At 42.6% G+C, this 13,123-nt stretch carries 14 protein-coding genes; 8 read left to right on the top strand and 6 right to left on the bottom strand.

The genetic code is table 11. The annotated features are described in order from the left end of the window. Positions 1–16: 16 nt before the first annotated feature. Positions 17–862 carry a LysR family transcriptional regulator gene (locus A11Q_RS09225; RefSeq protein ID WP_015470540.1) on the bottom strand — a complete coding sequence of 282 codons (846 nt, stop codon included), beginning with the start codon at positions 860–862 and terminating at the stop codon, positions 17–19. Between the two features lie 122 nt (positions 863–984). Here A11Q_RS09225 and A11Q_RS09220 point away from each other — a divergent pair, with 122 nt between their 5' ends. The 3 genes from A11Q_RS09220 (at position 985) to A11Q_RS09210 (ending at position 4,525) form a co-directional block, all read left to right on the top strand. Beyond that, positions 985–3,243 carry an aconitate hydratase gene (locus A11Q_RS09220; RefSeq protein ID WP_015470539.1) on the top strand — a complete coding sequence of 753 codons (2,259 nt, stop codon included), beginning with the start codon at positions 985–987 and terminating at the stop codon, positions 3,241–3,243. A 14-nt stretch (positions 3,244–3,257) separates the two neighbouring features. Beyond that, entirely contained in the window at positions 3,258–3,968 is a 711-nt protein-coding gene (locus tag A11Q_RS09215) for an SIMPL domain-containing protein (RefSeq protein ID WP_015470538.1), read from the top strand. Between the two features lie 137 nt (positions 3,969–4,105). Next, positions 4,106–4,525: a hypothetical protein gene (locus A11Q_RS09210; protein WP_015470537.1), complete on the top strand. Its 420-nt coding sequence runs from the start codon at positions 4,106–4,108 to the stop codon at positions 4,523–4,525. 57 nt (positions 4,526–4,582) lie between these two features. On the opposite strand, the gene A11Q_RS09205 is transcribed toward A11Q_RS09210, so the two are convergent. Genes A11Q_RS09205 through A11Q_RS09185 form a run of 5 tightly spaced genes read right to left on the bottom strand, consistent with a single transcriptional unit; the run spans position 4,583 to position 8,234 of the window. Continuing rightward, a complete protein-coding gene (locus A11Q_RS09205; RefSeq protein ID WP_015470536.1) occupies positions 4,583–5,146 on the bottom strand; it encodes a GyrI-like domain-containing protein in 564 nt (187 codons plus the stop codon). Between the two features lie 3 nt (positions 5,147–5,149). Then, on the bottom strand, positions 5,150–5,701 hold the full coding sequence (locus A11Q_RS09200) for a thioredoxin family protein (RefSeq protein WP_015470535.1): 552 nt from the start codon (positions 5,699–5,701) through the stop codon (positions 5,150–5,152). A gap of 12 nt (positions 5,702–5,713) precedes the next feature. Then, complete coding sequence (locus tag A11Q_RS09195; RefSeq protein ID WP_015470534.1) at positions 5,714–6,466, bottom strand: biotin--[acetyl-CoA-carboxylase] ligase; 753 nt, start codon at positions 6,464–6,466, stop codon at positions 5,714–5,716. Then, on the bottom strand, positions 6,466–7,290 hold the full coding sequence (nadC, locus tag A11Q_RS09190) for a carboxylating nicotinate-nucleotide diphosphorylase (RefSeq protein WP_015470533.1): 825 nt from the start codon (positions 7,288–7,290) through the stop codon (positions 6,466–6,468). The genes A11Q_RS09195 and nadC overlap by 1 nt, the downstream gene beginning before the upstream one ends. Beyond that, positions 7,287–8,234 carry a response regulator gene (locus A11Q_RS09185; protein ID WP_015470532.1) on the bottom strand — a complete coding sequence of 316 codons (948 nt, stop codon included), beginning with the start codon at positions 8,232–8,234 and terminating at the stop codon, positions 7,287–7,289. Before A11Q_RS09185 ends, nadC begins: the two co-directional genes overlap by 4 nt. 42 nt (positions 8,235–8,276) lie before the next feature. Between A11Q_RS09185 and lptG the strand changes: the two genes are divergently transcribed. The 5 genes from lptG to hutH are packed head-to-tail and all read left to right on the top strand — an operon-like array spanning position 8,277 to position 13,121. Then, positions 8,277–9,362: an LPS export ABC transporter permease LptG gene (gene lptG / locus A11Q_RS09180; protein ID WP_015470531.1), complete on the top strand. Its 1,086-nt coding sequence runs from the start codon at positions 8,277–8,279 to the stop codon at positions 9,360–9,362. A gap of 17 nt (positions 9,363–9,379) precedes the next feature. Continuing rightward, the gene (gene def, locus A11Q_RS09175; RefSeq protein ID WP_015470530.1) at positions 9,380–9,985 is read left to right on the top strand and encodes a peptide deformylase; all 606 of its coding nucleotides are present in this window, start codon (positions 9,380–9,382) and stop codon (positions 9,983–9,985) included. Further along, positions 9,982–10,926 carry a methionyl-tRNA formyltransferase gene (fmt, locus tag A11Q_RS09170; protein WP_015470529.1) on the top strand — a complete coding sequence of 315 codons (945 nt, stop codon included), beginning with the start codon at positions 9,982–9,984 and terminating at the stop codon, positions 10,924–10,926. The genes def and fmt overlap by 4 nt, the downstream gene beginning before the upstream one ends. Continuing rightward, entirely contained in the window at positions 10,919–11,599 is a 681-nt protein-coding gene (gene rpe, locus A11Q_RS09165; protein WP_015470528.1) for a ribulose-phosphate 3-epimerase, read from the top strand. Before fmt ends, rpe begins: the two co-directional genes overlap by 8 nt. 13 nt (positions 11,600–11,612) lie before the next feature. Further along, positions 11,613–13,121, top strand: coding sequence for a histidine ammonia-lyase (hutH, locus tag A11Q_RS09160; protein ID WP_015470527.1), 1,509 nt, complete (start codon positions 11,613–11,615; stop codon positions 13,119–13,121). Positions 13,122–13,123 lie beyond the last annotated feature (2 nt).

The following is a 13,123-nucleotide window of genomic DNA, read 5'->3' as shown; positions in this document are numbered from 1 at the left end:
TTTTTATGTACTCTAGCTACAATTCGGAAGCGAGTGCCTGCATTTGCTTCTGGAACTCTTCAATCACAGGTAGCTGAGAAATATTCTTTCTAGAAATCAGTTTGATATGACGACGAATATTGGGACTTAGAATTAAGATATTCTTTTTCGGCATTTGCATTGTTTGGGCAATACCCAAGGGAACCAGTCCATGACCGAATCCTTCCCTAACCATTTGCACGATAGCCGCGAACGATTCTACATGCAGCAATTCATAGTTTTTTAATTTGGGATGCTTTAGGATTTTCTCTTCGAGGTCACGCCAAGAGCCTGAGTTTTTTTCAATAGTAATAAGCTTTGGCTTTTCCAATTCTGTGTCGTGTGGACTAGTTAGAAGCACTAGCGGCTCTTCTAGGATAGTGGTCGAGACCATCTGAGGATCGTGAGAGGTGGTGATACAAAGACCCAGATGATATTTTCCAAGCTTGACGTTTTCTTCAACCAGCGTGCTGCGGTGAACGTGAATTTCAAATTCGGCATTTTTGAGTTTTCGCGCAGCTAGGCGAATGAGCTTTGGCCCCCAAGAAGCCGCTACTGAGTCCGAAACCCCAATCGAGAACTTGCGGCTTTCGTTATCTGTTTCGAGCTGTTTCAGGTTTTTGAGTTCTGACATCAACCAACGGGCTTTATTCAAAAAGGAAAGTCCTTTGGAGGTCAGCTTCACACGGCGACCATGGGGTTCAATCAGTTTAAACTTCAGCTCATTTTCTAAGGATTGGATGCGCTTACTGACAGCAGATTGGGTCAAGCGCAGTTGGGCTGCAGCTTCGCTGATTGTTCCCGTTCTTTCTAAGGCTAATAGGGCTTCTATTCCATCTAACACGACAAAGGTCCTTTAATATATTCCTTATAATACTACATTATATTCCTATTATTCAATTTTTTCTGGAATAAATATAGCCGATTCTACCTGCGTAATTGAAAACTAAATAAGAAAGCAGGCACATGGCAAAAATCGAAACTAGTCCAGAAATGGTTAAAAAAGTCTACGAAACAACTCGCGCGAAAACAGAGGTGATCCGCAAGCGTTTAGGCCGCTCATTAACTTTAGCGGAAAAAATCATTTATGGTCACTTAGATGACCCGCAAAACCAAGATTTAGAGCGTGGAAAAAGTTTCTTGTTGTTAAGACCAGATCGCGTGGCGATGCAGGATGCGACAGCTCAAATGGCGATTTTGCAGTTCATGTTAGCTGGAAAATCTGAAGCGGCTGTTCCTTCAACTGTTCACTGTGATCACTTGATTCAAGCTTATCAAGGTAAAGAAAAAGATATGGCGGCCTCGAATATGTCGAACAAAGAAGTATTTAACTTCTTAGCGACAGCTTCATCTAAGTACAATATCGGCTTCTGGAAACCAGGCGCAGGGATCATTCACCAAGTTATCTTAGAAAACTACGCTTTCCCAGGTGGTTTGATGATTGGTACAGATTCTCATACACCGAATGCCGGTGGTTTGGGTATGTGCGCTGTGGGTGTTGGTGGTTCTGATGCCAGCGACGTTATGGTGGGATTACCTTGGGAAGTTAAAAATCCGAAACTGATCGGTGTTCACTTAAAAGGTAAATTAAATGGCTGGACGGCCGCAAAAGATGTGATTTTGAAACTTTGCGGAATGTTAACGGTTAAAGGTGGAACAGATAAAATCGTAGAGTACTTCGGTGAAGGGGCAAACTCATTGTCATGTACTGGTAAAGCGACCATCACTAATATGGGCGCTGAATTAGGTGCGACGTGTTCGGTATTCCCATATGATGCGAAGATGGCAGCGTACTTGGCGTCTACAGGACGTAAAGAGTTAGCAGCTATCGCAGATCAAAATACAGATATCTTAACTGCGGATGCAGATGTTGTAGCGAATCCAGCAAAATACTTCGACGAAGTTTACGAAATCGATTTATCAGCTTTAGAACCACACTTAGTTGGTCCTCATACTCCGGATTTAGCTCGCCCAATTTCGAAAATTGCAGAAGAGGCAAAAGCTAATGGTTGGACATTGAATCTTTCAAGTGCCTTGATCGGTTCATGTACGAATTCATCATACGAAGACATTGGTCGTTCAGCGATGATTGCAGAGCAAGCGATGGAAATCGGTGTGAAAATGAATCAACCATTCCTAGTTTCCCCAGGATCGACTCAAATCCAAAACACGATCACTCGTGATGGCCAGATGAAAACATTCGAAGCTGTAGGAGCTACCGTTTTAGCGAATGCCTGTGGACCTTGCATTGGACAATGGAAACGTGATGACGTGAAACATGGTGAAAAGAACACGATTGTGACGTCATTCAATCGTAACTTCCGTGGTCGTAATGATGCAAATATGGAAACACTGGCTTTCATTGGTTCACCTGAAATGGTGATGGCATTGGGCTTAGCCGGTCGCTTAGACTTCAACCCGATCACTGACGAGTTAGAAGGTCCAAAAGGCAAAATCAAATTGAAAGCACCTCAAGCTCCAGAGCTTCCTGAAAAAGGTTTCGTGCCTGATACAGAAGGTTATCAAAAACCTGAAGGGGCTTCTGCTGTTGTGGATGTAAATCCAACATCAGACCGCTTGCAGTTGTTGTCTCCGTTTTCTAAATGGGATGGCGGTGACTTTGTAGATCATTTAGTTTTAGCGAAAGCTAAAGGTAAATGTACAACAGATCATATCAGCCCAGGTGGTAAATGGTTAAACTACCGTGGTCACTTAGACAATATCTCGAACAACATGCTATTGGGTGCAGACAATGCCTTTATCGCAGGTGAAATCGGTAAAGGTGTAAATCAATTAACTGGCGAGAAAAAAGAATTCGCACAAGTTGCTCGTGAATATCAAAAAGCGGGTAAACCTTGGATGATCATCGGTGATGAAAACTATGGTGAAGGTTCTTCACGTGAGCATGCTGCTATGTCGCCAAGATTCTTAGGTTGTACTGCGGTGATTACAAAATCATTTGCGCGTATCCATGAAACGAATTTGAAAAAACAAGGCGTATTGGCTCTGACTTTCGTAGACGTTAAAGACTACGATAAAATCCAAGAACAAGATCTTTTAACAATTCGTGGATTAAACGACCTTGCACCAGGTAAAAATCTGGTCTTGGAGGCAAAACACGCGGATGGTACAGTTGACCAGATTCCGGTTAAACACACTTACAATGCTGAGCAGATCAAATGGTTCAAGGCCGGATCAGCTCTGAATTTGATCCGCGGGGCATAAGCAAAAGGAAAGATATGAAATCTTTTATCGCTCTTATGGTTTTGTTTTCAAGTTTGGTGACGTTTGCTGATAGCGATCGTCATCTTATCATGGTGAATGGTTCTGCAGAAAAAACTGTAGAGCCCAACATGGTGATTGTTCGTATTGAGTCTTGGGCTAAAGCGAGTACAGCGAAGAAAGCACAAGATCAGCAGGCAACTCAGTACACTCAGTTTAAGAACTCTTTAGATCGTTATAAGATCAAAAAAGAAGATGTGAAAACTGAAGGTTACTCTGTAAATCCTGAGTACACTTACGATCAAAAAACACAAACCAACCGCATTACAGGATATCGTGTTAGCCATAATGTCTCTGTGATCTATCGTAAAACAGATGATGTGGGTCAGTTCCTTGATGCAGTGGTTGTGAGTAAAAATGAAAGCAGCGGTATTGGAATTCAAAGCGTGGCTTGGGATTACGATAAGAAGGCAGAAGTTGAAAGTTCAGCGTTAGGGGATGCGGTAAAAAATGCGCGTTCAAAAGCGGAAGAGCTAGCAAAGGCAGCCGGAGTCAAAATAAAAGCAGTGCATAAAATCCAGCATACGTCTTACGCACCGCCGACACCTCAGCCTATGTTTGAAAAGGCCATGATGATGCGTGCAGCATCAGATTCAGCGGTTTCAACTGAATTGTCGTCAGGTCAAATTAAAGTAAGAGTCGATGTTCAAATGGAGTTCGAAATCTAGTTTTCAGGTTGAGTCGAGGTTGTGTCATTTAACATAACTAAGGCTTAACCGAATCTTAACCAGAGTTCCTCTAGACAGTTTTCTAACGTAGTGGCATGTTTTTTAGCGGGCATTTCGCCCATAACAAAGGAAAAAACATGTCACTGACTAAATCAGTTATTACAAAAACACTAACATTAATCACCGCTATCACTTTGAATGCAGTTGTTGCTCACGCAGCGGTTGTGCCTCATACAGATGCGGCAAAACACTACGGTCAAAAAGTAACAATCGAAGGAACTGTTGTGGCGACGTCTTGCGATGGTAAACGTTGTTACATCAATTTTCATGAGGACTTCCGTAAAGCTGTATCGGCTATTATTGAAACGGCTGATATTGCTAAGTTCTCTAAAGCGGCTGAAGCAACAGCTCAGCAAGCAGATTTAGATAAAGCTTACAAAGGTAAAAAAGTTCACTTAACGGGAACTGTGACTGAGTACAAAAGTAAAGATGCAAGTAAGCCAAGCCGCCCACAAATGAGCTTGACGTCTCCGGCTGATATCAAAGTTGTTAAATAATTAGATCATGTTCATTCTAAGGCTGAATCTATTCTGGTGGATTTAGCCTTTTTATTTCTAATGCACTGGCCAGATGTAGGTTGTCTGCATCGATTTCTTATCAAAGATTTCGTAGATCTCAATCACCGAAGATTTCTTCTGCAAGCGATGTTCTTTTATATAGTCTTCAGCTTTTGGATAAACTTTTAGTGGACCGATACCTGCCGCACCAGAAAAAATAGCCACAACGGCTTTTGTCTGTGGGATCTCATCGGCTTGAAAGCCTTCTGGTAAATTCGTTTTTAATTTTTCAAAGGTTACGTTTTCTTCTTCGACTAATGGATCAATCAAGCAACCACCACGAGAGTTCAAGCGACCTTCCTCTACGATAGAGGGATCATCAAAATATTCCCCAAAGCTCAGGCGACATTTAAGACCATTTTCTTGCGCCCATTTTTCAACTTCTTGAATGTTCGCGACAATTTTATGATAGGGACCTACATGGGATTTATAAATAATGGTGTAGGGACCGCGTTCATCTTGTTGAATGGTGACTGACTTAAAAGCACCTGTGTATTGCATCAGATAAAGTAAAAATAATGCGACCCCTAATCCGACAGCATAGAAGATATGTTTTAACATAGACTATTTAACCCACTTGATAGAACAGCCCATAGATGGAGTCTGTGGGCGAGAGATTGGTTTTTCTTGAGCCAGCTCTAAAACCGCTTCGTAAAGCTCGCGGGTTTTAACTTGCGATGCATCTTTCCATGAGTCATCTAGGCGTCCGCGATAAGCGAGCTTTGCATTGTTATCATAAACAAAGTAGTCCGGAGTGCAAACCGCTCCAAATGTCTTAGCTACTTCTTGAGTTTCATCGTGTAGATAAACAAAAGGATAGGCTTTTTCTTCAGCGCGTTTTTTTAGATTTTCAAAACTATCATCTGGATAGCTAATCGCATCGTTTGCACAAATCGCGACAACATGGATATCTAATTTTTTCAGATCATGTCCTAAAGTAATCAGGCGATCTTCAATAGCTTGTACGTAGGGGCAGTGGTTACAGATAAACATCACCACCAATGGTTTTCCATTTATAAACTGAGATTGCGAATAAGTCTTTCCATCCGTTGCTGGTAAAGAGAAGTTAGGAATATCTTGGCCAAACTCATTTACTTCCGGTGTGTAGATAGGCATGAAAGCTCCTTATTATAACTCCATCCAAGAGATCTGTTTTGATGGGGTACTTAAGTTTCCATTCTGATCTAAGGCTGTGTACTGTTCTTTTAAAAGAGGGTGTTTATTGAGGGCGTGTAGCAGCGCTTGCGTGCTAGTACTATTCATCGCTTCATGTGCCAGCTGTAAAGAAAATGACATCTCGAAAACAAGTCTTTCTAAGAATGCAATCCAGTCTTCAGCGAGTAAAGGTACCGATTCTGGCAGCTCGTGAACTAATGAAGTTGCAGTAGAGACATTCTCAGGTGAAGAAATCACATTAAGCCCAAGTCCCACAAGTAATCGGTGGTCTGACCCTTGAGAAAGGCTTTCTAAAAGCAAGCCAGCTACTTTTTTGTTGCCGATATATAAATCATTCGGAGCTTTTAAATTCCATTCTAAGAAGGGCCATGTCGCCACAGCCGCGCGATACAGAGCCAGTCCCATCATTGGAGCCGCTGTCGGATGTAGAGCTTGCTCTAACATAAACGACCATGTGGAAAGAAGTTGTGATCCGCTTCCGGCATCACTCCATGTATTCTGTCCACGCCCGCGTCCTGCGGTTTGGTGATCAGTTACATACAGAATTAAATGTTCATTAAAAGCTTCTTCCGAGAAAGCTTCTGTTTTAGCTTTTAAATTCGTACTGTCAATTTTAGGAAAGTACTGTGACGAAATTTTTTGAGCTTTAGCCCATTGAGCGGTAACTTGACCGATACGGATATCACTTAAAGGTGAGTCTTGCATTATGTTCCCCAGTCAAAGAGCAGGCTGACATCCGCAGTTGGAGCCGAGTGAGTCAATGCGCCAACCGAGATAAAATCCACACCTAATTGCGCCACAGATTTGACTCGAGTTAAGGACATATTGCCACTGGCCTCTGTGCGAATTGTTTTAGGAATAAGTTCTAAGGCCATAGTTAAAGTGGCATTGTCCATATTGTCTAATAAAATACGCTCGACATTTAATGAAACACATTCACGTACCTGTTCAAGGTTAGACGCTTCTACCTCTAAAGGGAGCTTGCTGTATTGACGAATACGCTCAACAGCTTTTGAAATTCCGCCCATTAAGGTGATGTGGTTGTCTTTGACTAGAATAGCATCGGACAAATTAAAGCGATGATTTAAACCACCACCATGTTGAACGGCACGTTTTTCTAGTTCACGTAGTAGCGGAGTTGTCTTGCGAGTATCTAAAATTTTAGTTTGTGTGCCTTCAACTTCTTTTACAAATTTTCGAGTCAAAGTGGCGATACCAGATAGGCGGCCCAAGAAGTTCAAAGCCACACGTTCCGCTTTCAGCACTTGTAAAAGATCACCTTCGATAGAGCAGATGTTTTGTCCTTTGTAGACAAGGTCACCCTCATTGAATTGCCACTTAACGCGGGCTTGGGGCTCCATAAATAGAATGGTCTCTTCAAAAGCATTGGCTCCCGAAAGAACTAGGTCTTCCTTGGCTTTAAGAAGGGCTTCCCCCATCTTCGGTTTCATTGCTAAAGATTCGGTCGTGACATCACCTGAGGGCATGTCCTCTTTCAACGCGGCTTTAATAAGATCTAAAGTTGTCATGTGTTCTTTTCAATTCCCTGCATAAGCTTGGCTAGTTCTTCACGGACTATTTTTTCCGTGATTTCAGGAATAACCTGCCAGCAGATTCTTTCGGCGATATGGCGAATTTCTTCGCGCATTAATTGTTCGTCAAAACTAGAGTGGTTTTTTTGCTGTAATGTACTTTGGGCTTTATGACTGGCAACAGGGGAGTCTTGTAAATAAGTGCGCACCTGATCATTCAGCTTTTGCTGTAAATCCGTAGAGTCATCACCTTTTGAGTTGATCACTTTAACTTCTTCAAAGTCTCCGAAGTTTTCAGTCTCGATGACGAATTGATTTGTCGGAGCCGCACTCCACTCATCCGTTTCAGGGACTGGCTTCACTGGATTTAGATTCACTTTAGCAAACTGATCGGCATCGTCCACATCAGTATTTGTAGTGGTACCATCAATTTGATAAGTGGGAGTTTTACTAACCTCTGCACTTTCTGCGAAACTTGTTCTTTGGCGTACAAAAGTATCGGACTCTTCAAAATCAGGAAGATTGGGGTGATTTAAAAAACCCTTTAAAGGGAAAGTTTGAAGCTTAGGAACTAATCGCTCAACCAAGTTACGGATTGTTTCGGCTTCGAATGGCTTTTCGATAGAGCCATCAGCTTCGGACTTCGCATATTGATTGGGATCCAGTTGCATGAAACTGCTCCACATCAAAATCACAGGGATATCTTTAGTCTCATTGTGCTTTTTGATTTCGGCGCAGACTTCGTAACCATTCTTTTTGTTTAAAAGGATGTCGGCTAAGATAATGTCCGGTTGAAAGGTCTGGGTGACAGACAACACATCGATTCCAGTAGGAACCGATTTCACCTCGACGCCATAGTCAGACAACACCATTTGGATCGCCTTTTTAATGGTCGAGCTTTCATCTGCCAGTAAGACACGCAAAGCCATACTTAAGTACATATCACAATAGCAAATGAGTCAAGATCAAGGCATGATAAATCGATGTTTGCTCGAATTGATCGTTATCTTCTAGGAATCTTTTGGTCAGCCTTTATGGCGGCCCTTTTGATCTTTTTAACCTTATTCTTAGCGACCGATGCGATGACGACGCTGGTGAAGTACAAAGAGATCAACACGGCAGTTATTCTGCAATACTACGCTGTTTATGCTCCCGAGATCATTTACAGGATGCTTCCTATTGCCTGTGTGGTAGGCACGGTTATGACGATTTCATCGCTGAACAAGGGCAGTGAGTTGGTGGCCTTATTCGCGTCGGGGATGAGTTTGTTCCGTATCTCGCGCGTGATCTTTCTTTCAATTTTTGTATTGAGCATCTTTTCATATTATTTAAGTGATCAACTGATGCCGGCGTTCAGTCGTCAGAAAAATTTCATTTATTACAATGACATGGAGCGAACTCCGGGCCGCTTCCAAACGATTAAGACGAATAAAATTTGGTATCGATCAAAGAACTCTATTTTCAACATTAAAACACTCAATACAGATGGAAATAAAGCGCAAGGTCTGACGCTTTATTTCTTCAATGACAAGTGGGATTTAGTGCAAATGCTCACGGCAGATTCGGTTTTAATGAATGGACGCCAATGGATTTTAAAGCATGGAACAGTGACCGTTTTTGATCAGTCTTCGAGCTTCCCTTTAAATGATCGCTTTGTCGAAAAAACGATTGTGATGACGGAAGATGCTCAGGATTTGCGAAGCACAGGACAGACTTCAGATCTACTCACGCAAGCAGAACTGTCACGTTTTATTGCAAAAAATAAGGAAGCGGGTTTGGACACCATTCGTTATGAGGTGGACTTCCATACCAAGTTCAGTTTTGCCCTTGCGGGTCTGGTGATGAGTCTTCTAGCACTTCCATTCTGTGTAGGGCAGGCGCGCGGTGGTGGCGGCATGGTGAAGAATGTCGGTATCAGTATTGGCCTTGTGGTGGTGTATTGGATTACCTACAGTACATCGCAGACGATGGGACAACATGGGCAATTAGCTCCTGTGCTTGCTGCATGGATGCCCAATGTGGCTATGATGGCTTTAGGGATATTCTTGTTGTTGCGCTCAAATCGTTAATCGTCTAAAAATAAGCTATGAAATTAGAGATTTTGACCTACCCCAATCCCATACTGCGCGAGGTTTCTCAGCCTGTTACTGAATTTGGCCCTAAACTTAAAAAGTTAGTGGAAGATATGTTGGAAACAATGTACGACGCTAGCGGTATTGGTTTAGCTGCACCTCAAGTGGGGGAATTACTTCAGGTATTGGTCATCGATACACGTCCGCGTGATCCCGAAAGTTCACGTTATGAAAATGACGATCAAACAGAACTAGAAAAGAAAATCAAACAGCCCTTGATTCTGATTAATCCAGAGATCATCAAAGGTGAAGGTAAGACTACTTTTGATGAAGGCTGTCTTTCTGTCCCCAGTTTTTATGAAACAGTAGAACGCTACGAAAAAATCGAAGTGAAAGCTTACGATGTTGATGGCAAAGAGTTTCACTTGGTGACCGATGGTCTATTGGCCATTTGTATTCAACACGAAATGGATCATTTAGCGGGAACGCTTTTTATTGATCACATCAGCTTTACAAAAAGTAATCGTATTAAAAATCAAATCAAAAAGAGCGGCTATCCAACACGTGAAGAGCTAGCGGCTAAAAGATCTGAGCGAAAGAAAGATCCTGTTAAGGCATGAGCCCCGTTCGCGTCTGTTTTTTAGGGACACCTGACTTTGCGGCGACACATTTAAAAGCGTTGCTAGCTGATAAAAATTATCACGTTGTTGGTGTGGTGACTCAACCGGATCGTCCTGCTGGACGAAAAATGCAACTCACACCATCTGCGGTGAAAGTGCTGGCGACAGAGCATCAATTGCCTGTATTAACTCCAGAAAATTTACGTAAAGAGCCTGAGGTTTTCGAGCAGATCAAAGCATGGAAGGCTGATGTTGCCGTCGTTGTGGCTTTTGGACAGATTTTATCACAGGAGTTTTTAGATAGTTTCCCCCATGGCGCCGTGAATGTTCATGGAAGCTTATTGCCGTTATGGCGTGGGGCGGCTCCCATTCAAAGATCTATCGAGGCCGGAGATACAGAAACAGGTGTCTGCTTGCAGAAAATGGTGAAGAAGTTAGATGCGGGAGCTGTCATTGGTGAACGCAAAGTCGATCTAGATGACGCCATCACCGCGACACAGTTGTATGACCGCTTAGCCATTTTAGGGTGCGAGTTATTAGCTGAAGACTTAATTCGCTATGTGCGCGGGGAAATTGCCTTGACGGAACAAGATGAGTCCAAAGTGACTTATGCTGCCAAAATTGAAAAAGAAGAAAGTTTATTAAGCTGGAATCTAGCGGCAAAGACAATCCATGACCGCGTCCGTGCCTTCACTATGGGGCCGGGGACTTATATCATGTTTCAAGGTAAAAGGCTGAAAATTCATCGCACTCGTGTAGTGGATTTGAATACGACAGGAGTTGCAGGCCATATCGTGAATTTATTAGACCATGAAGTCCATATACAAACCGCTTCGGGAGTCTTAGCACTGCTCGAAGTACAGCCGGAATCGAAATCACGCTTGGCTGTTTCGGATTTTTTAAAAGCGAACACTCTTAAAAAGGGGGACATGTTTGTCTAACGATACAAGCGTGCGCTCAAATGTTAAAATAGCTCCGAGCCTTTTATCTTCTGACTTTGCCGATTTAAAAAATGAAATTGAAAAGGTCACTCACGCCGGTGCTGATTGGTTACATGTAGATGTGATGGACGGCAACTTTGTGCCTAACTTGACGTTGGGAATGCCAATTGTCAAAGCGATGAAGCCCCATGCGAAAATTCCATTGGATGTTCATTTGATGATTGAAAAACCAGAGCGTTACATCGAGCAATTTATTGCGGCTGGTAGTGACTATCTGACTTTACATGTAGAATCTACGGATGTTTTGGAAGAGTCTTTGAAAAAAATCAAAAGTCTTGGAGCCAAGGCCGGAATTACATTAAGACCTAAAACCTCTTTAGAAAGTATTAAGCCTTACTTGCACTTAGTGGATCTTGTCTTAGTGATGACAGTCGAGCCGGGTTTTGGCGGGCAGAGCTTTATGTCAGAGCAAGTGCAAAAAATTAAAGACCTTAAAAACTGGCGCGAAGAAAATTCGGCAAATTACCTCATTGAAGTCGATGGCGGTATAGCTGCAGGAACAGCGCAAACATGTATTGCTGCTGGAGCCGATGTGCTGGTTGCGGGTAGCGCTGTTTTTAAAGGCGAAAAGACAGTCGAAAACTATCGTCAAAATATTCAAGCGTTGAAATAGGAGTGATCATTATATGAAAAAATTTATCTTAGACGGACATTCGATCACCATCGATTCTTTATATGAAATGACTTACGAAGAAGGAAAATTCGAACTAGCCAGCGATGCGAAAACTCGCATCAAGGCTTCCCGTGATTACATCGAAGGCCGCATTCAAAATGGCGATGTGATGTATGGTGTGAACACTGGTTTTGGTGCCTTTTCTTCTGTTCGCATTTCTGATTCTGAAATTGAGCAATTACAGCGTAATTTAATCCGGTCTCACTCTATGGGGATCGGCGAGCCATTCACAAAATTGCAATCGAAAGCGATGATGATCTTACGCGCGAATACCTTAGCTAGAGGTCATAGCGGCGTTCGCATCGACGTGATTGAAAAAATTTTAGAATTTTTAAATCACGATGTGATTCCTGTTATTCCTCAACAGGGCAGTGTGGGGGCTAGTGGTGACTTAGCTCCATTGTCTCATTTAGCTTTGGCTTTAATTGGCGAAGGAGAAGTCTGGGGCGAGAGTTTAAAAGGTGTTAAACCTTTAGAGTTAAAGGCTAAAGAGGGATTGTCTTTGATCAATGGATGTCAGGTGATGACAGCGGTTGGTCTTTTAGCATTGTATGAAGCCCGTGACCTTGTGAAGTTGGCAGATATCGCCGGAGCTACATCGCTCGAAGGACTGCGCGGCTCAAGAGGTCCCTTTGATCCATTGATTTCAGCAGCACGTCCCCATGCTGGAGAGGCTCCTACAGCTCGCAATTTAATGAAAGTGATGGATGTTAAAAGCGAAATTTCAGAAAGCCACGCGGTGAATGATCCACGTGTACAAGATGCCTATTCTTTGCGTTGTATGCCTGCGGTTCATGGCGCGACCAAGATGGCATTATCTTATGCTATTAAAGTTTTAGAAACAGAGGCCAATTCGAGCACAGATAATCCATTGGTTTTTTCTGAAGCAAAAAAGATCTTATCCTGTGGTAATTTCCATGGAATGCCAGTAGCCCATGCTCTTGATTTTGCGGCTATTGCGGTATCGTCCTTAGCTAGTATTTCCCATGAGCGTATTTCAAAATTTATTTCGACTCAGATGAGTGAGCTTCCTCCATTTTTAGCTCCGAATGGCGGCTTGAATTCAGGACACATGATTGTGCAAGTGGCGAGTGCCAGCTTGGTCAGTGAAAATAAAGTATTAGCTCACCCTGCCAGCGTGGACTCTATGCCGACATCGGCAGAAAAAGAAGATCACGTTTCAATGGGAACAATTGCTTCACGTAAATTTTCACAAATTGTTAAAAATGCACAGAATGTTGTGGCGATGGAGTTTCTATCCGCGACACAGGCTTTAGATATGTTAGCTCCTTTAAAGCCGACTGCAGGAGTTTTTGCGGCCTATGAAAGTGTTCGTAAAGAAGTTCCATTTGCCAAAGAAGATCGTATTTTTGCAAAAGACGTCGAAAAAATTCGTCAATTGATTCAGAACCGCACTCTATTATTAGCAGTAGAAAAAGCGGTAGGACCTTTAGAATTCTAAAA

The sequence above is a fragment of the Pseudobdellovibrio exovorus JSS genome, assembly GCF_000348725.1.
In the GTDB taxonomy this organism is placed as follows: Bacteria; Bdellovibrionota; Bdellovibrionia; order Bdellovibrionales; family Bdellovibrionaceae; genus Pseudobdellovibrio; species Pseudobdellovibrio exovorus.
Note: the sequence above shows the minus strand (reverse complement) of the source record. Positions and strands in the feature narration are given on the sequence as shown.

Excerpts from the sequence above, each read along its gene's own strand:
- A11Q_RS09220 (WP_015470539.1), top strand. The coding sequence starts at position 985 with ATGGCAAAAATCGAAACTAGTCCAGAAATGGTTAAAAAAGTCTACGAA.
- A11Q_RS09215 (WP_015470538.1), top strand. The coding sequence starts at position 3,258 with ATGAAATCTTTTATCGCTCTTATGGTTTTGTTTTCAAGTTTGGTGACG.
- A11Q_RS09210 (WP_015470537.1), top strand. The coding sequence starts at position 4,106 with ATGTCACTGACTAAATCAGTTATTACAAAAACACTAACATTAATCACC.
- A11Q_RS09205 (WP_015470536.1), bottom strand. The coding sequence starts at position 5,146 with ATGTTAAAACATATCTTCTATGCTGTCGGATTAGGGGTCGCATTATTT.
- A11Q_RS09200 (WP_015470535.1), bottom strand. The coding sequence starts at position 5,701 with ATGCCTATCTACACACCGGAAGTAAATGAGTTTGGCCAAGATATTCCT.
- A11Q_RS09195 (WP_015470534.1), bottom strand. The coding sequence starts at position 6,466 with ATGCAAGACTCACCTTTAAGTGATATCCGTATCGGTCAAGTTACCGCT.
- nadC (WP_015470533.1), bottom strand. The coding sequence starts at position 7,290 with ATGACAACTTTAGATCTTATTAAAGCCGCGTTGAAAGAGGACATGCCC.
- A11Q_RS09185 (WP_015470532.1), bottom strand. The coding sequence starts at position 8,234 with ATGTACTTAAGTATGGCTTTGCGTGTCTTACTGGCAGATGAAAGCTCG.
- lptG (WP_015470531.1), top strand. The coding sequence starts at position 8,277 with ATGTTTGCTCGAATTGATCGTTATCTTCTAGGAATCTTTTGGTCAGCC.
- def (WP_015470530.1), top strand. The coding sequence starts at position 9,380 with ATGAAATTAGAGATTTTGACCTACCCCAATCCCATACTGCGCGAGGTT.
- fmt (WP_015470529.1), top strand. The coding sequence starts at position 9,982 with ATGAGCCCCGTTCGCGTCTGTTTTTTAGGGACACCTGACTTTGCGGCG.
- hutH (WP_015470527.1), top strand. The coding sequence starts at position 11,613 with ATGAAAAAATTTATCTTAGACGGACATTCGATCACCATCGATTCTTTA.